Source organism: Sideroxydans sp. CL21, from assembly GCF_902459525.1.
Lineage (GTDB): Bacteria > Pseudomonadota > Gammaproteobacteria > Burkholderiales > Gallionellaceae > Sideroxyarcus.
In genome coordinates this window covers 1,414,394-1,437,393 of sequence record NZ_LR699166.1, presented here as the reverse complement: position 1 = coordinate 1,437,393, position 23,000 = coordinate 1,414,394, and the positions used below count along the sequence as shown (strand labels likewise).

The 23,000-nt window shown below is 57.0% G+C and carries 18 protein-coding genes; 8 read left to right on the top strand and 10 right to left on the bottom strand.

The genetic code is table 11. The annotated features are described in order from the left end of the window. Nucleotides 1-2: 2 nt before the first annotated feature. Both QOY30_RS06770 and QOY30_RS06765 read right to left on the bottom strand, forming a co-directional pair. Nucleotides 3-2,261 carry a PAS domain S-box protein gene (locus QOY30_RS06770; RefSeq protein ID WP_283743866.1) on the bottom strand — a complete coding sequence of 753 codons (2,259 nt, stop codon included), beginning with the start codon at nt 2,259-2,261 and terminating at the stop codon, nt 3-5. 517 nt (nt 2,262-2,778) lie between these two features. Continuing rightward, on the bottom strand, nt 2,779-3,306 hold the full coding sequence (locus QOY30_RS06765; protein WP_283743865.1) for a DUF2062 domain-containing protein: 528 nt from the start codon (nt 3,304-3,306) through the stop codon (nt 2,779-2,781). Nucleotides 3,307-3,375: 69 nt separating this feature from the next. Here QOY30_RS06765 and QOY30_RS06760 point away from each other — a divergent pair, with 69 nt between their 5' ends. Both QOY30_RS06760 and QOY30_RS06755 read left to right on the top strand, forming a co-directional pair. Continuing rightward, entirely contained in the window at nt 3,376-3,552 is a 177-nt protein-coding gene (locus QOY30_RS06760) for a hypothetical protein (RefSeq protein WP_283743864.1), read from the top strand. A gap of 42 nt (nt 3,553-3,594) precedes the next feature. Further along, complete coding sequence (locus tag QOY30_RS06755) at nt 3,595-5,952, top strand: DNA internalization-related competence protein ComEC/Rec2 (RefSeq protein WP_283743863.1); 2,358 nt, start codon at nt 3,595-3,597, stop codon at nt 5,950-5,952. Here the strand turns inward: QOY30_RS06755 and QOY30_RS06750 are convergent. The 7 genes from QOY30_RS06750 to QOY30_RS06720 all read right to left on the bottom strand — a co-directional run bounded on the left by QOY30_RS06750 (nt 5,927) and on the right by QOY30_RS06720 (nt 14,643). Beyond that, complete coding sequence (locus QOY30_RS06750; protein WP_283743862.1) at nt 5,927-8,848, bottom strand: bifunctional diguanylate cyclase/phosphodiesterase; 2,922 nt, start codon at nt 8,846-8,848, stop codon at nt 5,927-5,929. The genes QOY30_RS06755 and QOY30_RS06750 overlap by 26 nt on opposite strands. 79 nt (nt 8,849-8,927) lie before the next feature. Continuing rightward, entirely contained in the window at nt 8,928-10,349 is a 1,422-nt protein-coding gene (pntB, locus tag QOY30_RS06745; RefSeq protein ID WP_283743861.1) for a Re/Si-specific NAD(P)(+) transhydrogenase subunit beta, read from the bottom strand. 11 nt (nt 10,350-10,360) lie between these two features. Further along, nucleotides 10,361-11,944 (bottom strand): Re/Si-specific NAD(P)(+) transhydrogenase subunit alpha, encoded by a 1,584-nt coding sequence (locus QOY30_RS06740; protein WP_283743860.1) that lies wholly within the window; start codon nt 11,942-11,944, stop codon nt 10,361-10,363. A gap of 476 nt (nt 11,945-12,420) precedes the next feature. Continuing rightward, complete coding sequence (locus QOY30_RS06735) at nt 12,421-12,831, bottom strand: ExbD/TolR family protein (protein ID WP_283743859.1); 411 nt, start codon at nt 12,829-12,831, stop codon at nt 12,421-12,423. Nucleotides 12,832-12,840: 9 nt separating this feature from the next. Further along, nucleotides 12,841-13,497, bottom strand: coding sequence for a MotA/TolQ/ExbB proton channel family protein (locus tag QOY30_RS06730; RefSeq protein WP_283743858.1), 657 nt, complete (start codon nt 13,495-13,497; stop codon nt 12,841-12,843). Then, nucleotides 13,494-14,096, bottom strand: a complete 603-nt coding sequence (locus QOY30_RS06725) for an energy transducer TonB (protein WP_283743857.1) — start codon at nt 14,094-14,096, stop codon at nt 13,494-13,496. Before QOY30_RS06725 ends, QOY30_RS06730 begins: the two co-directional genes overlap by 4 nt. 205 nt (nt 14,097-14,301) lie before the next feature. After that, complete coding sequence (locus tag QOY30_RS06720; protein WP_283746038.1) at nt 14,302-14,643, bottom strand: urease accessory protein UreH domain-containing protein; 342 nt, start codon at nt 14,641-14,643, stop codon at nt 14,302-14,304. A gap of 198 nt (nt 14,644-14,841) precedes the next feature. Here QOY30_RS06720 and mutL point away from each other — a divergent pair, with 198 nt between their 5' ends. The 6 genes from mutL to QOY30_RS06690 all read left to right on the top strand — a co-directional run bounded on the left by mutL (nt 14,842) and on the right by QOY30_RS06690 (nt 21,305). Then, nucleotides 14,842-16,644, top strand: a complete 1,803-nt coding sequence (gene mutL / locus QOY30_RS06715) for a DNA mismatch repair endonuclease MutL (RefSeq protein ID WP_283743856.1) — start codon at nt 14,842-14,844, stop codon at nt 16,642-16,644. A 50-nt stretch (nt 16,645-16,694) separates the two neighbouring features. Next, nucleotides 16,695-18,014: an MFS transporter gene (locus tag QOY30_RS06710; RefSeq protein WP_283743855.1), complete on the top strand. Its 1,320-nt coding sequence runs from the start codon at nt 16,695-16,697 to the stop codon at nt 18,012-18,014. Further along, nucleotides 18,011-18,946, top strand: coding sequence for a tRNA (adenosine(37)-N6)-dimethylallyltransferase MiaA (gene miaA / locus QOY30_RS06705; RefSeq protein ID WP_283743854.1), 936 nt, complete (start codon nt 18,011-18,013; stop codon nt 18,944-18,946). The genes QOY30_RS06710 and miaA overlap by 4 nt, the downstream gene beginning before the upstream one ends. A gap of 146 nt (nt 18,947-19,092) precedes the next feature. Next, nucleotides 19,093-19,605, top strand: a complete 513-nt coding sequence (locus QOY30_RS06700) for an O-acetyl-ADP-ribose deacetylase (protein WP_283743853.1) — start codon at nt 19,093-19,095, stop codon at nt 19,603-19,605. Between the two features lie 74 nt (nt 19,606-19,679). Then, nucleotides 19,680-20,069, top strand: a complete 390-nt coding sequence (locus tag QOY30_RS06695) for a DUF302 domain-containing protein (RefSeq protein WP_283743852.1) — start codon at nt 19,680-19,682, stop codon at nt 20,067-20,069. 69 nt (nt 20,070-20,138) lie between these two features. Further along, a complete protein-coding gene (locus QOY30_RS06690) occupies nt 20,139-21,305 on the top strand; it encodes a nucleotide sugar dehydrogenase (protein WP_283743851.1) in 1,167 nt (388 codons plus the stop codon). 34 nt (nt 21,306-21,339) lie between these two features. On the opposite strand, the gene QOY30_RS06685 is transcribed toward QOY30_RS06690, so the two are convergent. Beyond that, nucleotides 21,340-22,977, bottom strand: coding sequence for an HD domain-containing phosphohydrolase (locus QOY30_RS06685; RefSeq protein ID WP_283743850.1), 1,638 nt, complete (start codon nt 22,975-22,977; stop codon nt 21,340-21,342). Nucleotides 22,978-23,000: the final 23 nt, after the last annotated feature.

Here is a 23,000-nt window from a genome sequence, read left to right as displayed (position 1 = left end):
AGTTATGTCTCCGTTGGATTTGCAGACTCTGCGCTGGGGTAACGGGGATGATTGCCGATCAGCCCCATCAGTTCATTCACTTCATGCTTGAGTTCAAGGATGCGTGCTTCCCGTCCCGAGGTCACCTCATGCCAGCGGCGTAACTCATCCATCTGTTCGGAAAGCTCGGCCTCAGCCTGCTTACGTTCGGTGATGTCTTGCGACATGCCGGTCAAATAGAGTGGCCTGTTCTCGGCATCACACTGCAGATCCCCGAAACCATTGATGAAGCGTACCGTGCCATCGGACAAGAGAATGCGAAATTCCAGCGCATCCGGTTTTTTACCCGCCACGCACTCGTCCAACCATGTCTGCATAGACGGTCGGTCATCCGGATGTATGCAGCTGAAGAATGATTCCGGATTCGGCGTAAAAGTGTCTGGTGAAACACCAAAAAGATGATACATCTCATCAGACCAGGATATATGACCCGAAATTTCATAGCGCCAGCTGCCGACTTGGGCAATTCGTTGCGAATCGGACAGGAGAATATCTTTTTCGCGTAATACTGCTTCCGCCTTCTTGCGCTCGGTGATGTCAATAAATGTGACGATTGAGCCTATTGTCGCGCCATCGGACTCGATCGGATACGACCAGTATTCAACCGGGACGGCGACGCCGTCCTTGCGCCAGAACACCTCATCGGAAACATTGATTGCTCGATCATGCCGAAAAGCACAATATGCCAGGCATTCATTTGCCGGGTAGGGGCGGCCGTCAGCATGGGAATGATGGATCAGTCCATGAGTACGTTTTCCCAGAACTTCACTTTCGTTCTGGTAACCCAGTATTTGCAGAAAGGCTCGATTGACGAAGGTGCAGTCGCCATTGATATCCACCCCATATGCACCTTCTGCCATCGAATTGAGCAGGCGATGCAAATTCTCGTTAGAAGCCTGCAATGCTTGCTGCGCGTGCTTGAGCTGGGTGATGTCTTCCTTGATGGTCAGATAATGAGTCACCCTTCCATCGGCCTGGCGCACCGGTGACGCCAGCACATACTCAATGTACTCGCTGCCGTCCTTGCGCCGGTTGGTAAATTCGCCTTTCCACATTTCACCGCGCAACAGGTGCGCCCACATGTCGGTGTAGCTTGCCCTCGGTGTTTTGCCTGACTGAAGCAGACGCGGATTGTGCCCGACAAGTTCGGTACGGCTGTATCCGGATGTCCTGACAAAGCCCTCGTTAACGTACTCGATGTTGGCTTTGAGATCGGTGATGGCAATGGCACTGGGACTTTGCTCTACCGCCTGGGAGAGTTTGCGTAACATTTCCTCCGTTCGCTTGCGTTCGGTTGTGTCAATTGCTGTGGCGTAGGTGATGCCATCGTGCTTGTCATAGTAGGCTGTCCATGACAAATCAATCACGCCGCCGTCTTTGCATAGATAGCGATTTTCGAAATACAGTGTCGGACGTGTTTCCACCTGTAGTTTCATTTCATCCTCGGTTCTTTGCCGGTCTTCCGGCAGAACGAAATCGAGGAACGGCTTTGCGATGAGTTCGCTTTCAGAATATCCGGTCAGTTTTACAAATGCCGGATTGGCTTGCGTGAAGCAGCCGTATGGATCTGCGATACACATCGGATTGATGGAGAGCATAAAGAACTTCAAATATTGTTCTCTATCCTGTTCCAGTTTCTTGCGCGCACTGATGTCGCGCATCACACCAACGGCTTGCCAACCGCCTTTCACTTTGAACGCGGTCACGGATAGTTCGACCGGGAATTCACTGCCGTCCTTACGAATAGCCGTAACCTCATTGATGATTCCAATCAACGGCCCTTTGCCGGTCTTCTGGAAATTGGCAAAGCCGCGGGCCGCGTCGGTTTGATGGTGCGAAGGCGCGAGCAACTGGTGTAGCTGCTTGCCGATGGCGTCATCCCGGGTGTACTGGAAGTTTCTTTGCGCGGCCGGATTCCAGTCTGTGATGCGGCCCTGTTCGTTGACGACAACAATTGCTTCCTGAGACGAGGCATTGATTTGCCGCAAGCGTTCATCACTCTTCAGTCTTTTGAAGACCAGAGAATAGAGCGCTGGAGAAATGATCAGGGTAAGCAGGATGGAGTCAACCAGATTACTTCCAACATCAGAAAGGTGTTTACCGATGAGAGGTGCATGCATCACTGTCATGATCAAAAGCTCGACGAGTGCGATGAGCAAGCCCAAGGCGCACACTACCCCCAAGGGGCTCTTGAATAACGTCGGCAACTTCGAGTCTTTCATGGTGGGTTCATTTGAATCTTGAACACCCAGTTTGCGATTTGCTCGCTCTTTTGATTCTTGAAGCAAGATAACCATGGAAAAATTGCGCATGGTCAGGATTGCACTCCTACTTATATCACCTTGACTACGTCGTCTGTTCGCTATTGCACATATGAATGCTGAAAGGCTTCTGACAAAAAGCCCGCAATCGTCTTAACGTACTGCCAGGAAAGAAAGTATGCATGTCTCACTCATGTTTTTTGAATTTTGGGTCGCTATATGGTGTTGATGACAGCCCCAAAAAAACCCGGTACTTGCGCACCGGGGTATATGAATCATGGAGTACTGGTTGGAACGTCTATGGATGTGAAGGCTGGTAGCATAATGAGAATCGTCATCACACCGACCACTACCCAAGAGACAAATTTGGCTGCCTCTTCATAGGATTTTTATCTAATACCTCTATTGCTTAATTCAATACCCGGCCTGCATCTGCCGAACATAAAGCACGGCTCCCATCATTGAGGAAACTTCCGGGTTACCGAACGTGACGCCTGCGCCATTTGATCACTACGATCAGCCGCCAAATCAAGCGAACCGCAACATAGCCTATGATTGCAAGACCGACGGCAAGCAATGGCAGGCCGACCAACAATGGTTTGCCCAACAACATCAACCAGGCCCACAACTGGGAAAACCCGTCGCTCCAATGCAAATCCGGAAAGGCAGGTACGACAGTTGCGTTCGCCGAACCGATCACCCGTATGCCGATCTGATATGCCAACAAGTATAAAGGTACGATGGTAAACGGGTTGGTATAGAGCGTAGTGAAGGCTGCCACAGGCAGATTGACGCGAAAGAAAATCGCCAGCAAAGCGGCAGCGATCATTTGCAGCGGCCCCGGGATCAGTCCGCAAAACAAGCCAACTGCCACCCCGCCCGCCACTGAACGGCGATGCAGATGCCACAGGTTATGATGTTGCAGCCAGTGTTGCACCGGGCGCAACCAGCGCTGGCGCAGGAAGCTGTTGTGATCGGGTAGCCTGTCTTGGAAGAATCTGCGCATGGGTGGATTCTATGGGAACCTTGAAGAACCGTCACGAGCGACTTGAGTGCAAGGCGCACGGAGCTTTGCATGGCCATTCGACTAGGCTGGCAAAAAACACCAGCCAAGTCGCTGGTCAACGGAGCGACGAAACATACCACCAAGGTAGGTGAGGAAGCGAGTACCGCGCTGACAATTCCGCATCTGGCTTGCCGGATAGCGGATTGCGTACCTTTGGTGCAACGCAGCAATCAGGGCGCGCAGTAGGTTATTCAAGGTTCCCATTTGATTTTGCGGTACGCTACGCTTATGGTTTCTTTCGCACTCTTTTTTACACTCGGCGTGTGGTATCTGCAACAGCAAGCCGCACTGCCGGTACTCCCTGCCTACTGGCCTCTTGCCGTTATCGTATTGATGCTGCCGCACGCAAACGGCAAGCTGCTGAACGCGGCCCGTCGCGCCGCGATATTAATGTGTGCCGCGTTGCTGGGTTTCAGCTATGCCGCCTGGATAGCCCAGTACCGTCTGTCGGATGCACTGCCGGACGAATGGCAAGGGAAGAACATCACGATCACCGGTGTCGTTGCCGAAATGCCCCGTTTGCATGAACGCGGCTTGCGTTTCGCTTTCGATGTGGAAAGCGTTCAGACGGAAGGCGCGCACGTACCTCGCCACATCCAACTCTCCACTTACGATGGCGACAGCAATGATCCGCTGGAATTGAGTGCAGGTGAACGCTGGCAGCTCACCGTGCGCCTGAAGCAGCCCCACGGCACCAGCAATCCTTACAACTTCGATTTTGAGGCATGGGCGCTGGAGCGGGACATCCGCGCCATCGGCTATGTGTATGCCAAGGGCGACAATGAGAGATTGTCGGAACAGACTTCCAGCCCGGCATATCTGGTGCAACGGCTGCGCGAATCGGTGCGCACTCATTTTCGGAAGACACTGGGCGATGTGCCTTATGCCGGTGTTCTGACCGCACTGGCGATCGGCGACCAGTCCGGTATCACGCAGGCGGACTGGCAGGTCTTTACGCGTACCGGCGTCAACCATCTGATGAGTATCTCGGGCTTGCATATCACGATGCTCGCCGGGATGGTCTTCAGCATTGTGTATTGGTTATGGCGGCGCAGCATCCGCCTCACGCTCCGGTTCCCGGCGCGCAAGGCAGCGGTATTGGCAGGGCTTTTCGCCGCGATCTTCTACACGCTGGTGTCCGGCTACGAAGTGCCTGCACAACGCACGCTTTATATGCTGGCGACTGTCGGGATCATGCTGATGCTTTCGCGCAATGTTTCTCCTTCGCAACTGCTGGCAACCGCACTCTTGGTGGTGCTGCTCGCCGATCCGTGGGCAGTGTTGTCACCCGGTTTCTGGCTCTCGTTTGGTGCTGTTGCATTAATCTTCTATGTGACCGCGAACCGGCTGCGCAAACAGCATTGGCTGAAAGAGTACGGCAAGGTGCAATGGGCCATGATGATCGGCCTGATCCCGCCGCTGTTGGCTATGTTTCAGCAATTATCGTTGGTCTCGCCCATCGCGAATGCCTTCGCCATCCCGCTGGTCAGTTTCGTGGTGGTTCCGCTCACGCTGCTCGGCACCTTGCCGCCGTTCGAGTGGATGCTTTATGTCGCGCATGAGGCCATGGTCTTGTGCATGTACCTGCTGAACCTGCTGGACAAGCTTCCTTATGGCGTGTGGGCACAACATGCCCCGCCGGCCTGGACGATCGTTTCCGGCATGGGCGGGGCCTTGTGGATACTCGCCCCGCGCGGCTTCCCGATGCGCTGGCTGGGTGTTCTGTTGTTGTTGCCGATGTTTCTGGTGGTGCCGGACCACCCCGCTGAAGGCAGCGCGCGCCTGGTCGTGTTCGATGTCGGACAGGGATTGTCCGTCGCGGTACAGACTCGCAATCACGCTTTGCTCTATGACACCGGGCCGGAATTCTCCGGCGAAGCCGACAGCGGCAGCCGCATCATCATTCCCGCGCTGCGCGGCATGGGCATCGCGCTACTGGATGTGCTCGTGCTTTCGCACGGCGACATGGATCACATCGGCGGTACGGAATCGGTATTGAAAGGAGTTCCAGTGATGAATGTCATCTCTTCTTTGCCGAACACGCATCCGAAATTGCAACTCGCCGCTCACAACGAACCCTGTGCCGACGGTCAGTCCTGGGAATGGGACGGAGTGCATTTCGACATGCTGCATCCCGCCAAATCAAATACCCCGGCAGCCTTGTCGCATAACAACGAAGGCAGTTGCGTGTTGCGCGTCAGTACCGGACAGAACAGCATATTGCTGACCGGCGACATCGAAAGCCTGGCCGAATCGCGCCTGATGAAGCTGCACGCAAAAGAACTCCCGGCAACCTTGCTGGTCGTGCCGCATCACGGCAGCATGAGTTCTTCCTCGCAAGCCTTTGTGGATGCGGTTCATCCGCGTTATGCGATGTTCACATCGGGCTATCTGAACCGTTTCGGGCATCCCAGGGAAGAGATCACGGATCGCTACCGTGCGGCAGGCAGCGAAGTATTGCGCTCGGATGAGGATGGTGCAGTCACGATCGCCATGGATGCGCAGAATTTCAGGCTGGAGCGCTATCGCACTGTCCATGCCCGTTACTGGCAGCACGGTGTTATGCCAGATGCGGCGGGTTCTTGACGAACGTCATGAATGCATCGGCACCCAGCGGAAGCGAGTAGAAATATCCCTGTATCTCGTCGCACCCGCGTATGCGCAAAAAGTCGAGTTGGTCCTGCGTTTCGACGCCTTCCGCGATCACCTTAAGGTTCAGCCGGTGCCCCAGGCTGATGATGGAGCGGATGATGGCGGCATCGCCCTCGTCGGTATCGATGTCGCGTATGAATGACTGGTCTATCTTGAGCTTGTTTACCGGCAATTTCTTCAGGTAGTTCAAGCTGGAAAATCCCGTACCAAAGTCATCGATGGACAATTGAACGCCCGTCTCATGCATCTCGTTCAGGAAACGCATCCCCACCTGATTGTCACCCATCATGATGCCTTCGGTGATTTCAAGTTCCAGATAACGCGCTTCCAGACTGCATTCCTTTAGTACCGCTTTGACGAATTCCCCCAGCGTCGGCTGGCGCAACTGACGGATCGACAAGTTCACCGCCATGGTCAGGTCCTGCAAGCCGTCTTTGCGCCATTGCGCCATTTGCGTGCACGCGGTACGCAGCACCCATTCGCCTATCGCAATGATCTGCCCCGTCTCTTCCGCCACCGGGATGAATTCGGCGGGTGAAACCAAACCCTTTACCGGATGCTTCCAGCGGATCAACGCCTCGACGCCGCTCAAGGCTCCACCCGCCAGATTGACCTGGGGTTGATACTGCAGGAAGAATTCGCCGCGTTCCAGTGCCAGTCTCAGATCTTTTTCCATGGAAAACAGCAGGTCGACACGGAAGTTCATTTCCTGCGCAAAGAACTGGTAATTGTTGCGCCCTTCCTCCTTGGCGCGATACATCGCCATGTCGGCGTTCTTGATAAGTATGTCCGCATCCTGCGCGTGATCGGGATAGATGCTGATGCCGATACTCGCCTGCGTGGCGATCACCTGCCCATCCAGATCGTATGGCGTGGCCAGCGCGGACAACAGCTTCTGCGCCACCACAACAGCCTGGCTTTCTCCGGCCTCCCGCAACAGGACGATGAATTCGTCGCCGCCGAGGCGCGCCACCGTGTCTCCTTCCCGCACGCATTCCTGGATACGCGAGGCAACCGACTGCAGCAGGCGATCTCCGACGGAGTGTCCCATCGAGTCGTTGATATATTTGAACCGGTCCAGATCCAGGAACAACAGGGAAAACTGATGTCCATCCCGATGCGAGACAGCAATCATCTGCCCCAGCCGATCGCGCAATAATGTGCGGTTGGGCAAGCCTGTCAACACGTCGTAGTAGGCAAGAAAATGGATATTCTTTTCCGCCTCGGTTTCCTCTGTGGTGTCGCGTGCGATGGAGATATAGTTCACCACTTCGCCCTTGTCGTCGCGCACCGTCGTGATCGACATCCATTTGGGATAGACGCGTCCGCTCTTGTGCTTGTCCCATATCTCGCCCTGCCAGTAACCGTGGTTGTCAATGTCGCTCCACATGGCGCGGTAATACTCGGCATCGTGCCGTCCAGATGCGAGGATGCTCGGATTCCTGCCCAGCACCTCTTCAGAGCGGTAGCCGCTCATTTGCACGAAGGCATGATTGACGGCGACAACATTGACCTTTGCATCCGTAATCAGGATCGCCTCTCCGCTGCTCTCGAATACTCTTGCCGCCAGCCGCAGTGCCGATTCCTCTTCCTTGTGTGCAGTGATATCGTGCGCCGTGCCGACGGCAGAGACGGCCCTTCCGGTGTTTGCGTCGAAGTCCAGGTACGCCTGTTCGCGCACCCACCTGACCTTGCCATTGACCACGATGCGGTGTTCGACATCGTACGTGCTGCCATGCAGCGCCTTAATCCATGCCTGTCTGACTTTGTCCCTATCATCCGGGTGTATGCGTGAGAGGTAGGTCTCGTAGTCGACCCGGTCGCTTTCTTCCATGCCGAATATCCGCGAAGTCTCATTCGACCATTCCATGTGATTCTTGCGCAGATCGAGTTGCCAACTGCCGACACCGCCGATGGCCTGGGCACGATTGAGCGCATCCTGATTCGCCTGCAGCGCCTTCATGGCATGGGTGCGCTGGTAGTTCAATGCCGAGACGCTGGTGCCGAGCAGCGTCAGGAAGACAATGTAGAGCCACAGCTCGGTCACCCCGCGCAAATCGTTACCCGCAAACGGCCCGAAGCCATGCAGCGTGGTTTCGACCGCAACAAGGAAAATCAGGGTCAGGACGCTGCTGACGAAACGCTGGTTGAAGCTCAACCCCGCCCACACAATGACGGGAAACAGCACGAACATGCCTAAATGCATAAAATCCGCGATGCCGGAAAAATATTCGAACACCAGCAGGAGCAATGTCGTCAGCGTCAGCAACAACAGCATCACCTCCCTGATCTGCGCACGAGTCCAGGGTAAAGGTTTGTGCAAGGCAAACGCCAGTACGGCGGGCACAAACAAAACGACGCCGAGTGCGTCCCCCATCCACCAAAACAATGTGGTCGACAGATACCGGTCAAGCGGGATCGAGTGTGCTGCCAGCAGAATCGTCGCCCCGATCAGCGCGCTCGACAAAGTGCTTAGCACTCCGCCGAACAGCACCAGCCGGTAGATGTCGCGCACTTCGGAAAGACGGTGATGAAAATTCGAGAGTCGACCCAGCAGATAGGCGCCCAGCCATGCCTCCACGGTCGCACCGGTCGCCATGCCGGTTACCGCGATCAGCGGCAAACCGGTCGTCAGGTTGGAAAAGAAAGCACCGATGAAGATGGCGGGGAGCAAACGATAGCCGAACAGCAGGATAGCCGCCAGAGCGATGCCCGAAGAGGGCCAGAACAGGGTGACTGCATGCCCGACCAGCGCAAATTTAAGGCCGAGCTGCGAGGCCGCGAAGTAAGCCAGCGCAAGCAGGCTACCTCGCAGCCAATTACTCTTCATACTGATCAGATGCATACTCGGGAGCCACGCCCTGGCCCAGTTTTATCAGTGCGGATCTCTGCAATACGACCTCGCCCAGTTATGCTTTCAGCGCAACGAAAACTTCTTCCAGCATCTTCTTGGCATCGCCGAACAACATGCGGTTGTTCTCTTTGTAGAACAGCGGATTGTCCACGCCCGCATAGCCGGTCGCCATGCTGCGCTTCATCATGATCGAGGTCTTGGCCTTCCAGACTTCCAGCACCGGCATACCGGCGATGGGGCTGCCCGGATCTTCCTGCGCTGCCGGATTCACGATGTCGTTGGCGCCGATCACCATGGCAACATCGGTATCCGGGAAGTCCGCATTGAGTTCGTCCATCTCCATCACGATGTCGTAAGGTACTTTGGCTTCGGCCAGCAAAACGTTCATGTGACCGGGCATGCGACCGGCGACCGGGTGGATGCCGAAACGCACGTTGACGCCTTTCTCGCGCAACAACTTCGTGATCTCGTAGACTGTGTGCTGAGCCTGTGCCACTGCCATGCCGTATCCCGGCACGATGATCACGCTCTTGGCTTCACGCAGCAGTTCTGCTGTCTCGACCGCACTAATAGACACCACCTCGCCCGCAGGTTGCGCATCACCGTCAGCCTTCTTGGCCGGTTTGCCGCCGCCGCTACCGAATCCGCCTGCAATGACACTGATGAAGTTGCGGTTCATCGCGCGGCACATGATGTAGGAAAGAATGGCGCCACTGGATCCCACCAGCGCGCCGGTGACGATCAACAGGTCGTTGTTCAACATGAAGCCGGTTGCCGCTGCCGCCCAGCCGGAGTAGCTGTTCAGCATGGACACCACCACCGGCATGTCGGCGCCGCCGATGGCCATCACCATATGAATGCCGAACAGCAGCGCGATCACGGTCATCACGGTCAGGCCTATCATGCCCGCACTGATCGTTTCCGCATGGAGGAACTGCCATCCGAAGGCGATCACAACCAACAGGCCCGCCAGATTCATGAAGTGACGGCCCGGCAGCAACAGCGGCTTGCCGCCGATTTTTCCCGCCAGTTTGCCGAAGGCAATGAGTGAACCGGAGAAGGTCACCGCGCCTATCAGTATGCCAAGATAGACTTCGATCTCGTGGATCGATTTTTCAGCGCTGGACAGGTTCAGTGCCGCGATCGGGTCGATGTAATTGGCGAAGCCAACCAGACAGGCAGCGAGACCGACCATGCTGTGCATCATCGCGACCAGTTCCGGCATCTGCGTCATTTGCACTTTGCGCGCGGCATAGAGTCCGACGCTGCCTCCCACCACCATCGCGACTATGATCCAAGGAACTCCTGCCAATGAAACGCGGGGACCGAACACCGTCGCCAGTACGGCAAGCGCCATGCCTATCATGCCGTAGAGATTGCCGCGGCGAGAAGACTCGGGGTTGGACAGACCGCCCAGGCTGAGGATAAAGAGAATGATCGCACCGATATAAGCAACAGTTGCCAAGCTTGCAGACATAGTATTTATCCTTATTTGCGGAACATCGACAGCATGCGTCGGGTAACGGCGAAGCCGCCGAACATATTGACCGCAGTGAGCGCAATGCCCGCCACCGCCAACCAGCGTATCCATGCATCCGGGCGATCAAGCCCTACCGTCAGCGGCGGAGCAATCTGCACCAGCGCACCGATGGCGATAATGCTGCTGATCGCATTGGTCACGCTCATCAACGGCGTATGCAGAGCCGGAGTGACATTCCACACCACCATGTAACCGACGAAACAGGCGAGCACGAACACGGTGAAGTGTCCGAGAAACGCTGCGGGCGCATAGGCACCGATAAGAATGAACAGCAGTGCGGCTGCACCAAACAATGCAGCCGTCTTTCCGGCAGATGCTGGAGCCCCACCGCCACCATGACCGTGCGCAGGTGCCGGAGCCGGTTTTGCCGCGGCCGGTTTGACCGCAGCAGCCGGCAGTTTCGGCGCAGGCGCAGGCCAGGTGACCACGCCGTCCTTGATGACCGTCAGGCCGCGAATGGCGTCGTCTTCCATGTTGACGTTGATGATGCCGTCCTTGGTCTTGCACAACTCTTCAGTCAGGCGGAACAGATTGGTTCCATACAGCGTGGAAGACTGCTTGGCCAAACGACTGTTCAGGTCGGTGTAACCGACGATGGTCACACCGTGCTTAACCACCGCCTGACCGGGCTCGGTCAGTTCGCAATTGCCGCCGCGTTCGGCCGCCATGTCCACGATGACACTACCCGGCTTCATGCTCTTCACCATTTCGGCGGTGATCAGCCTTGGCGCGGGCTTGCCCGGGATCAATGCGGTCGTGATGATGACGTCCACTTCTTTCGCCTGCTTGGCGTACATATCGCGTTGTGCCTGCTGGAAGCCCTCGCTCATCACCTTGGCATAGCCACCGCCGCCGCCGCCTTCTTCCTCATACTCGACTTTCACGAATTCGCCGCCCAGGGATTTGACCTGGTCGGCCACCTCGGCCCGGGTGTCGTTGGCGCGCACGATGGCACCCAGACCGGCGGCTGTACCGATCGCCGCCAGGCCGGCTACACCGGCACCGGCGATGAAGACCTTGGCCGGCGGAACCTTGCCGGCAGCCGTGATCTGTCCGTTGAAGAACCGACCAAAGACATTGGCGGCCTCGATGACGGCGCGATAGCCGGCTACGCCAGCCTGCGAGGTCAGCGCGTCCATCTTCTGGGCGCGGCTCAGCATGCGCGGCAGACAGTCGATGGCCAGCACGGTGGCCTTCTTCGCCGCCAGTTGCTGCATCAATTCGGGGTTTTGCGCCGGCCAGATGAAACCGATTAGATGCCCACCTTCGCGCATAAGACCGACTTCTTCCTTCGACGGCACGGTCACCTTGAAAACAATGTCGGACGCCGCCCAGAGCTTGGGTGCACCAACGATGATTTCTGCACCCGCGGTGCGGTAGGCATCGTCACCGCAATTCGCCCCATCCCCGGCACCGGATTCAACTGCGACTTTGAAACCCAGCTTGACGAGTTTCTCTACGACTTCCGGAACCGTTGCAACGCGCTTTTCCCCTGCGGCTGTTTCGCGCGGAATTCCTATCATCAGAGCCATGTAGTCTTCCTCTTAACTGTTACGCTATTCTGAAAAACGCCCGGGTGACCGGGCGCGAATTTTTCTACAAGAATGTCTCGGCAGATTATATACGAGCTTAATAGTCAACTGCACAGCATTGTTAACAGATTAATAACAAAGAACCCCGGCACATGTCCTAAATGTTTATCGAATAAGGTGATACCAAATAACGCTCAAAGAAACGGGGCCTGGTTCCCCAGGCCCCGTTTAGTGTCGCCTCTACCCGGATTACTTTGCCGGGGCAGGAGCCGGTGTAGCGGGAGCGCTAGTGCCGGACATTGATTTATCGTGTTTGCTGCCATCGCAAGCGAAAACACTTCCGGTCACGGAAACACCGAACACCAACAGCATTGCAATAACCACATTCTTCATATCAACCCTCCTTTGCTCGTCCTCTGCAACACGGTCCGGCAAATTCCGGCCAGACCACCCTGAAAGATGGCTCTATCCTGCGCTTATTTTCCTGTAACCGTCAAGAAGGAGAGCTTGCTTACGCCCGCTTTCTGGGCAATGGCCATGACCTGCGCCACGCGTCCGTAATTCACTGCTTCGTCGGCCTGTATCTGCAACTGGAAATGCGGATCCACCGCACGGTTTTTCAACATCTCTGCCAATCCCTGATCCGTGAGGTGCTCAGACTCAAGAGAAACAACGCCGTGTGCATCAATGGCCAGGCTGACCTTTTGCAGCTTGTCATCGTGGGCGACCGATTCAGTCTTGGGCAGGTTGATCTTGAGCGCCTGCGGTGCCAGCAGCGGCGCGGTGATGATGAATACAACCAGCAGCACCAGCATCACGTCCACCAGCGGCGTGACATTGATCTCGCTCATCATGCTGTCTTCCTGGGAAGAGTTTCCGAATGCCATATGGGTACCTTACAGTTTGTAATCGTGCTTCTGCGCCAGGCGCAGAAAGTCGTGGGCGAAGTTTTCCAGATCGGTCACATGCACCTTCAGGCGGCGCAGAAAGAAGTTGTAGGCCAGGACTGCGGGCAGTGCAGTGGCGATGCCGATAGCCGTAGCGATCAGCGCTTCGCCGATGGGGCCTGCCACAATGTCCAGCGAAGCCGAACCGCTTTTGCCGATATCCTGCAACGCATGCATGATGCCCCACACAGTGCCGAAAAGCCCGACGAAAGGCGCGGTGGAACCGATTGTTGCCAATTCCGCCAGACCGCGCTCGTGAAAGCGCTGGATGTTCTGCAACTGCTGGCGCAGCATGCGTTCCAGCACCTCGTGCGGCGCCCCCAGATGCTTCAGGTCATGTTGCGCCTCGTTCATGGTTTTCAATTCGGCAAATCCGGCTTGCGCCAGGCGCGCAATGTCGCCCCGGCTATCCTGTGCGACTTCCCCTGCTTCGCTCCATTCACGCACCGACCAGAATCTGTCGTTGAAAGCGCGGTCATCCTTTTTTGTTTGCCATTGTCTCCACAACTTGAGCAATGCAGTGGACCAGGTCACGATGGACAAGATAATCAGCAACAACAGCGTCGCGGAGACAATGGGAGAATTGACGGAAAACAGATTGTTCATCCTGCGTTGTCCTCTAAAGAAAATTTGATGGGAACCAGAAACCACTGGGTGACAGGTTGGCCTAAGTGACGTGCCGGCGTAAAGTGCCAGGTCTTCACCGTCTGCAAGGCAGCATTGTCCAGAATATCGTGGCCGCAGCTTTGGTGCAGCAACACCTGGCCCGCTTTCCCTTCCGCCAGCACCTCGACATTCAGGATCACCTTGCCGTGAAAGCCCATGCGTCTCGCCACCATGGGATAAGGCGGACGCGGGTTGTTGAGGTAGTCGGCACGGTAATCCGGCTCGGTGTCCAGCGCCACCGGGGATGGCGGCGTGACATTCTGCGGTGCTGTATTCTCCTCTACGAGCTTTGCCTGTTCTGTCACGGCAGGTTGTGCGGCGGGTAAAGGATCGGGATCGTGCGGCAGGGGTATGGCCTTGGGCAGGGACTTGGGTTTGGTTTTGGGCGTGACATCGGCCTGCGGCATCTGCATGTTGGCAAAGGATACCGATATCTCATTCACCAGCACGGCAGGCATTTCCGGATGTAACCAATATGCCGCGAAGGCAGCCGCATGCAGCAAGACAACCAACCCGACCACCACGATACGTTCGCGCATCGGTGATCGCTCCGGCCGAGACGGTAAGGAATACGGCATAACCATGAAGGAATTCAGCGGGATTGCAATGGTTGACATCCTACCAGCGCTCCTCCGGGGAGACCAACAAAGCGTGATCACTTACGAATTCAATTGTCATGAGACACCGGCACAATGAGATAAACGGACAGAAAATCAATCGCTTCATTGACGACTGCACAATAGATCAAACTCCCAGAAAGATACGGCGCAACCCAAGCGCAACCAACACTGCCGCCGCACCCCGGCGTATCCAGCGGGTGATCCACTCGCGGTTCTCGCGCAGGTTACTGCCCAGCAAACTGATCAGCAGCAATAGTATCAGCATTGGCGTGAGTGCCGCACCCAAACCAAAGACCAATCCGTGCGCCATGCCCAGTTTGACGCTGCCCTCCGCCGAACACACTGCCAGCAGCGAAGCCAGCGGCGCACAGGGTGTTGACACAAACAATGCTCTCATCAACATCACTTTGATTTTCGTCGTGACCATCCTCGTCAGTTTTTTAAAATGCCTGTCGCTACCTTGCAGCGTTCAGTTCGGTCAGAAGTTGCATGTATTTGCTCGCGATCAATCCGGACAGATACCAAAACCCTGTCTCATATGCGGGAATGTGGCATATTGTCGCGCGTCATTTTGTCGCACCCGCGGCACGGCAATTTGTCTTCAGTCGCACGCATTGCCTGAACTTCAAAATTCCGTCTCGACCTATCCGCTATAATCCGCAACATGTCTTCCATCCAGTTGCTCCCCGACCTGCTCATCAACCAGATCGCCGCCGGCGAGGTGATCGAACGCCCCGCTTCGGCGCTGAAAGAATTGCTGGAGAACAGCCTGGATGCAGGCGCGACGGACATTGCAGTGCAGTTGGAAAGTGGCGGAATCAAACTGTTGAGAGTGCGCGACAACGGCGGCGGCATCGCGCCGGAGCAGTTGCCGTTGGCGCTGATGCGCCATGCCACCAGCAAGATCGCCTCGCTCGACGACTTGCAACGCGTGGCCAGCATGGGGTTTCGCGGTGAAGCGCTGGCCAGCATGGCGGCAGTGGCACAGGTCACGCTGACCAGCCGCAATGCCGACGCAGCTCATGCCTGGAAGATCGAGGCTGCCGACGGCACGCAAAGCGCTGCCGCGCCTGCAGCGCACGCCCACGGCACCAGCGTCGAGATACGCGAGCTGTATTTCAATACGCCCGCGCGGCGCAAGTTCCTGAAGAGCGAAAGCACCGAATTCGCCTGGTGCGAAGAGACCTTCAAGCGCATCGCACTGTCACGGCCGGATGTGGCGTTCACGTTGCAGCACAATGACCGCATGGTGTGGCAGCTTCCCGCACAGAACATGCAGCAGCGCATCACCGCCATCCTCGGCTCAGAATTCGGCCAGCACGCCGTCAATGTGGAACGCCAGATCGGCGCACTGCACCTCTACGGCATCGCCGCCCTGCCCGCCTATTCACGCTCCACGCGCGACGAACAATATTTCTTCGTCAACGGCCGTTTCGTGCGCGACAAGGTGCTGATGCACGCCGTGCGCCAGGCCTATCAGGACATCCTGCACCACCAGCGCCACCCCGCTTTCGTGTTGTTCATCGAGGTGCCGCCGGAGCAGGTGGACGTGAATGTGCATCCGGCCAAGAGCGAAGTGCGCTTTCGCGAAAGCCAGGGCATCCACCAGTTCGTGTTCCATGCTTTGCAGGATGCGTTGAGCGCAACTATGCAGGAATCGGCCCCGGCACCAGCGATTATTGCAGCTCCAGAAAATAAGCCGGGCAACTCGTTTGTTCCGATGCAGCAGCAACGCATTCCTTTCGGCGTGGCGCAACAACAAGCCAGTTATCGTTTATGGGAATCTCTAACGGAGAAGGGAGATGAGGGAAGAGAGAAGGGTAATACCGCACCTGCTTTTGACGCTACCCTTCCCTCTTCTCCTTTCCCCCTTCCCGCAGTTGAACACCCGCTCGGCTTCGCCCTCGGCCAACTCTCGGGCATCTATATCCTCGCGCAGAACCAGCAAGGTCTCATCGTCGTGGATATGCATGCGGCACATGAACGCATCGTGTACGAGAAACTGAAGGTCGCCTTCGACCGGCAGCAGATGCCGACACAACCCTTGCTGATCCCGGTAACGTTCAGTGCCGACACGCTGGATATCGCCACCGCCGAGGAAGAACAGGAAGCCTTGCACCAGCTGGGTTTCGAACTCGCCCCGATCTCGACCAACACGCTGGCCGTGCGCGCCATGCCGGCCATGCTCAAGCAAGCCCGAGCCGAAGCGGCCGCACGCGAAGTGCTGCACGAACTGCGCGAGTTCGGCGCGAGCCGTGCCCTCACCGAACGCCGCAACGAACTGCTCGCCACGCTCGCCTGCCATTCCGCCGTGCGCGCCAACCAGCAACTAAGTCTCCCCGAAATGAACGCCATCCTGCGCGAGATGGAGCAGACCGAGCGCGCCGACCAATGCAACCATGGGCGGCCCACCTGGTTCCAGGTCACGCTGGCGGAGCTGGACGCGATGTTCATGCGCGGAACATAGGATTCGGGATGCAGGACACAGGATTCAGACAACCATACCGAATTAGAGCCATGAACAAATCATTGAATACCACCGCCCCCACTGAATCCTGTATCCCGCATCCTGAATCCTTCTCCACCGCGCGCATCGCCTTCGCCAGTTTCATCGGCACCGCCATCGAGTTCTACGATTTCTACATCTACGGCCTTGCCGTGGCGATGGTGATCGGTCCGGTATTTTTTCCCAACAGCGATCCGGCAGTGCAGGCGCTGAATGCCTTTCTTACCTTCGGCATCGCCTTCATCGCGCGCCCTTTCGGCGCGCTGCTGTTCGGTCACTTTGGCGACCGCATCGGGCGCAAGACGACGCTGGTGGCTTCGCTGTTGGTGATGGGCCTCTCCACCACGCTCATCGGCGTGCTACCGAGCTATGAAGCCGTCGGCTGGCTCGCGCCTGCGCTGCTGTGCTTGTTGCGTTTCGGCCAGGGTATCGGCCTCGGCGGCGAATGGGGCGGCGCGGCCTTGCTGGCGGCGGAATATGCACCCAAGGGCAAGCGCGGCTGGTTTGGCATGTTCCCGCAACTCGGGCCTCCCGTCGGTTTCCTGTTTGCGGTCGGCAGTTTCCTGTTGCTGTCGCAATTTCTTGACGACACCCAGTTCCGCGCGTGGGGCTGGCGCATCCCGTTCCTTGCCAGTGCGGTGCTGGTGGTCATCGGGCTTTATGTGCGGTTGAAGCTGGAAGAGACGCCCGTGTTCGCAAAGGCATTGCGGTCGCACCAGCAGGTCAAGCTGCCGCTGTCGGAGTTGTTCGCCCATCACACCAAACCGCTGATCCTCGGTGCCTTGACCATGGTGGTGTGTTACGCGCTGTTCTATATCGCCACGGTGTTCTCATTGAGCTACGGCGTCACTTCGCTCCACATCCCGCGCCCGCATTTCCTTGGCATGCTGTGCATAGCCGTCGTCTTCATGGCGGCAGCCACACCACTGTCCGCCTGGGCTGGCGATCGTTATGGTCGCCGCCCCGTATTGCTGATCGCGGGCAGTGCCGCTTTGCTATCCGGTTTCCTGATGGCGCCAATGCTGGGCAGCGGTTCACCGATATTGATCACCGCGTTCCTGAGCCTCGAATTGTTCCTGATGGGTGCGACGTTTGCACCGATGGGGGCGCTGCTACCGGAACTGTTCCCGACATCTGTGCGCTATACCGGCGCAGGTGCGGCCTACAATCTGGGCGGCATCCTCGGCGCATCGCTGGCGCCTTACCTCGCGCAGCAACTGGTGCAGCATGGCGGTCTCGCCTGGGTGGGGGGATATATCTCGGTCGCAGCGGCAATCAGTGTGCTGGCCGCGCTGGCATTGCGTGAAACGCGTGACCGGGACCTGGCATGAACTCGCGCCCACCTGCCATCTTCCTGATGGGCCCCACCGCCAGTGGAAAAACCGGCGTCGCCGTGGAACTGGTGCAAAAACTTCCGGTGGAACTCATCAGCGTCGATTCCGCCCTGGTGTTCCGCGATATGGATATCGGCACCGCCAAGCCGGATGCCGCGACCCTCGCCCGCGCGCCGCACCACCTGATCGACATCATAGCCCCGACCGAAGCGTATTCCGCCGCCGCGTTCCGCCATGACGCGCTGCGCCTGATGGCCGACATCACCGCGCGCGGCAAGATTCCGTTGCTGGTCGGCGGCACCATGCTGTACTTCAAGGCACTGCGCGAAGGATTGAGTCCATTGCCGCAAGCCGACGCCGCGTTGCGCGCCGAACTGGATGCCGAGATCGCCCAACACGGCATCGAACACCTGCATGCCAAGCTGGCCAAGGTCGATGCCGAAACCGCCGCCCGCCTCCACTCCACCGACACGCAACGCATCCAGCGCGCGATGGAAATCTATCGTCTCAGCGGACAACCGATGTCGGTGCTTATCAAACAGCAGGAACAAAACCCGTTACCCTACCGCATCCTGCCCATCGCGCTGATCCCCTCTGACCGCGCCGTGCTGCACCAGCGCATCGCTTCGCGCTTTACAGATATGCTGAAGCAAGGTTTGCTGGATGAGCTGCACGGGCTGCGTGAGAAATTTCCGCTGCACCGCGACATGACCTCGATGCGTTGCGTCGGCTACAGGCAGGCTTGGGAATTTCTCGAGGGAGAGATCACGGAAGCAGAGCTGATGGAGAAAGGAATCGCGGCCACACGACAATTGGCGAAACGCCAACTCACGTGGCTGCGTTCAACGCCGGACATCATCGAACTGGATTGCCTTGCACCGGGACTGGCACAGACAGTGCTCGATATCCTGACTAACAAGCTAAATTAGCTCTCGTAAGGCGCAAAGCCCAAGAGTGGAAGATCCTCCGAAAAATAATTAGCGGTCATTGTGCCGAATTCATCCCCAACATTCGGTGCAATGCGCTACGCTTATTGCACCCTAATTAGTTTTCCGCCACCGCACCGAAGTACACCATGACCACCCTCCGCGCCATCCAAGCCGACATCACCCAACTCAACATCGACGCCATCATCAACGCAGCAAATTCGTCGCTGCTTGGTGGAGGCGGAGTCGATGGTGCGATTCATCGCACCGCCGGCCCCGGGCTGTTGGAGGAATGCCGCACGCTGGGCGGCTGTCCGACCGGGCAAGCACGGCTGACGCGCGGTTACAAATTACCGGCCAAATTCGTCATCCATACCGTGGGGCCGGTGTGGCAAGGCGGTAACCAGAACGAAGCGAAGCTGCTGGCCTCCTGCTACCGCGAAAGCCTTGCCCTCGCCGCCGCACAACAGCTTTCCAGCATCGCTTTTCCATGCATCAGCACGGGCGTTTATGGTTATCCACCGGAACAGGCATGCGAGGTGGCGATTGCGGCAGTTCGCGATTTCCTGCGCACGCCCTGTTCCTTACGGGAAGTGATCTTCTGCTGCTATTTGGATAGCGATCTGGCACTTTATCAAGCTGCGCTTGCACGCAAGGAATGACCTGATTACGTGGCTGTATTGCCGCACAGGTATTTGGCCTATGATGGGCGCTTGATTCCTTCAGGAGAATGGATATGAGCACCATCAATTTCAAACGAATAATCAACGACACCCTGGACCATACCGTCGAACGTGCGACAAAAGCACTTGCTGCCGAAGGTTTCGGCATCCTCACCCGCATCGACATGCACAGCAAGATCAAGGAGAAGACCGGCAAGGACGTCATCCCCACCGTGATCCTCGGGGCGTGCAACCCGAACCTGGCCTACGAGGCGTATACCGCAAACAGCGATGTGGCGAGCCTACTGCCTTGCAATGCAGTGATACGCGAAGTTGTCCCCGGCAAGATGTCGGTCGAATTCATCAAGCCGACCAGCATGATGAAAGTACTGGGCGACGCCAAGCTGACCGCATTGGCTGCCGAAGCGGATATCAAGATCGAAAGAGCGCTGTCAAATGCCTGAAAGATGTCTGTAATGCGGCATCGCGTATAATGCGCGCCATCATATTTACATGACGCCAACATTCAATCCATGAAAATTGCCATTGCCGGTACCGGTTACGTAGGCCTTTCCAACGCCATTCTGCTTGCCCAGCACAACGAAGTCGTGGCCATCGACATCGTTCCGGAAAAGGTGGAGATGCTCAATCGCAAGCAGTCGCCCATCGAGGATGTGGAAATCGAGGACTACCTGGCGCACAAAAAACTCAATTTCAAAGCCACGCTGGACAAGCGCGAAGCCTACACCGGTGCGGAATACGTCATCATCGCCACGCCCACCGATTACGATCCCGAAACCAACTACTTCAACACCAAGTCCATCGAGGCGGTGATCAGGGACGTGCAGAGCATCAACCCGCAGGCGGTGATGATCATCAAGTCGACCATTCCCGTAGGTTACACGGCCAAGCTCAGGCAGCAAATGAAGTGCGACAACCTGATCTTCTCGCCCGAATTCCTGCGCGAAGGCAAAGCGCTGTACGACAACCTGCACCCTTCACGCATCGTGGTGGGCGAACGTTCCAAGCGCGCGGAGATTTTTGCCAACCTGCTCAAGCAGGGCGCAATCAAGCAAAATATTCAGGTGCTGTTTACCGACTCCACCGAGGCCGAGGCAATCAAGCTCTTCGCCAACACCTACCTGGCCATGCGCGTGGCTTATTTCAACGAGCTGGACACCTACGCGGCTACTCATGGCTTGGATACCAAACAGATCATCCAAGGCGTAAGCCTCGACCCGCGCATCGGAGATCACTACAACAATCCTTCGTTCGGTTACGGCGGCTACTGTCTGCCCAAAGACACAAAGCAACTGCTCGCCAACTATCAGGATGTCCCGCAAAACCTGATCCATGCCATCGTCGAATCCAACACGACGCGCAAGGATTTCATCGCGCAAAGCATTGTAAAGCGCAACCCAAAGGTCGTCGGCATACACCGCCTGGTCATGAAGAGCGGGTCGGACAACTTCCGCTCCTCGAGCATCCAGGGCATCATGAAACGCATCAAGGCCAAGGGTATCGAGGTCATCGTCTATGAACCCGCGCTGCATGAGACAGAGTTTTTCCGCTCCAGAGTGGTGAATGACTTGGCTCAATTCAAGAAAGAGTCCGACGTCATCGTTGCCAATCGCATTACCGACGACATCCGGGACGTGGCTGACAAGGTTTACAGTCGCGATTTGTTCGGCAAGGACTAAACGGCCGATTCTGTTTAGCCGCCGCGATGACGCTTCAGTTGCGGAAGACATGTCCGCGTTCGCGGAACAACGCCACGCAGGCATCCACCACTTGTGGATCGTAACGAACACCGCGTGACTTGGTGATTTCCTCAAGTGCAGCTTGAACCCCCAGTCCCGGGCGATAGGGACGGTGCGAGGACATCGCCTCGACCACATCTGCCACGATCAGGATACGCGCCCCCGGCAATATCTCGTCGCCCTTCAATCCCTGCGGATAGCCGGATCCGTCCATGCGTTCATGGTGTTGCAGCACCATCTGTGCGATCGGCCACGAAAAATCGATCCCCTTCAGAATGTCATAACCGGCTTGGGGGTGCATCTTGATCAGGCTGTACTCGATCTCGTCCAACCTCCCCGGCTTGCTCAATATTTCAGCGGGGATGCGTATCTTGCCAAGGTCATGCACCAATCCGGCCAGATGAATGGCTTGAACCTGATCCTCCGGCAATCCCATCCGGCCTGCGATTTCCTTTGCCAGTTCCGCCACCCGTGCCTGATGGCCGGAGGTGTAAGGGTCGCGCATCTCGACGATACTGGCAATCGCTTCCACGGTTTGCAGCATGTTATCTTGCAGGCGCTGCGCATGTTCGCGATGCGCCAGCTTGACGCGCAGCGTAAGAATGCCGAAAGCGAGGTCGCCCGACATCTCTTCCAGCACCCCCACCTCATCCGCATCGAAGACATTCACCTTGCGATCAAAAAGCACCAATGCCCCGAATGCCCGCTTGCCATCCATCAGGGGCAAGGCAATGCAGGACGCATAGCCGTTACGCCGTGCATTTTCGTGCCATAAGTTTGTTTCGGGTTCAGACAGGATATCCTGCACTACCTTGGGCTCGCCGCTGGTAATGGCATCCCCGGCGGGATAAAATTGGCGTCCTTCCCTGCTCCAGGTCAGTGGCAACAAGTTCAGCCCGCCCTCGACGAAACCTGCCTGGGCCATCTGCTCTATCGTCTTGTCGGCATCGTCACGGGCATAGCCTATCCACGCCATGCGGTAGCCACCGACCTGCACCGCGACGTCGCACATGTCCTGCAGCAATTGTCCTTCTTCCGTTGCATGAATGAGCGCCTGATTGCCGGCACTGATCGTCCGCAACGCACGGTTGGCACGTTGCATGGCAAGCTCATGTTCTTTGCGCTCGGTCGTATCTTCAAGGCTGTGCACGCTGAACAGATACTCTCCCTGCTCGTTATGCACAGGGAAAGCGCGTGAACGATAGAACGTGCCATCCACGGCGATTTCATCTTCATTGTCCTTGTCTATTTCTTCTTCCAGAACATGCTGACAGCCGGGTAATGGCCCGTCCATCCGTGGGAATATTTCGTAATAGGGACGACCGATGAACTCGCCAAAAGGCAGACCGGCATGCCGTTGATACGCCCGATTGGCGCGCAAAATGCGGAATTCCCTGTCGTGCAGAAAGATCGGATCATCAACGGCATCCAGCGCCGCTATCCATTCGTGGTGGGCCTGTGCGATCTGCTTGCGCATGCTCTCCAGACCGTCCGGTCCGGACTCTCCGATGTGCAGACCGCCACTGCGGCTGGCAATCAGCTCACTCAATTCGGCGATGGCATGTTGCGCCGCGGCCAGTTCACTACGAAGTTGCGTTACAGCGTCGCTCATGACAGCACCTCATGTGCTTTATG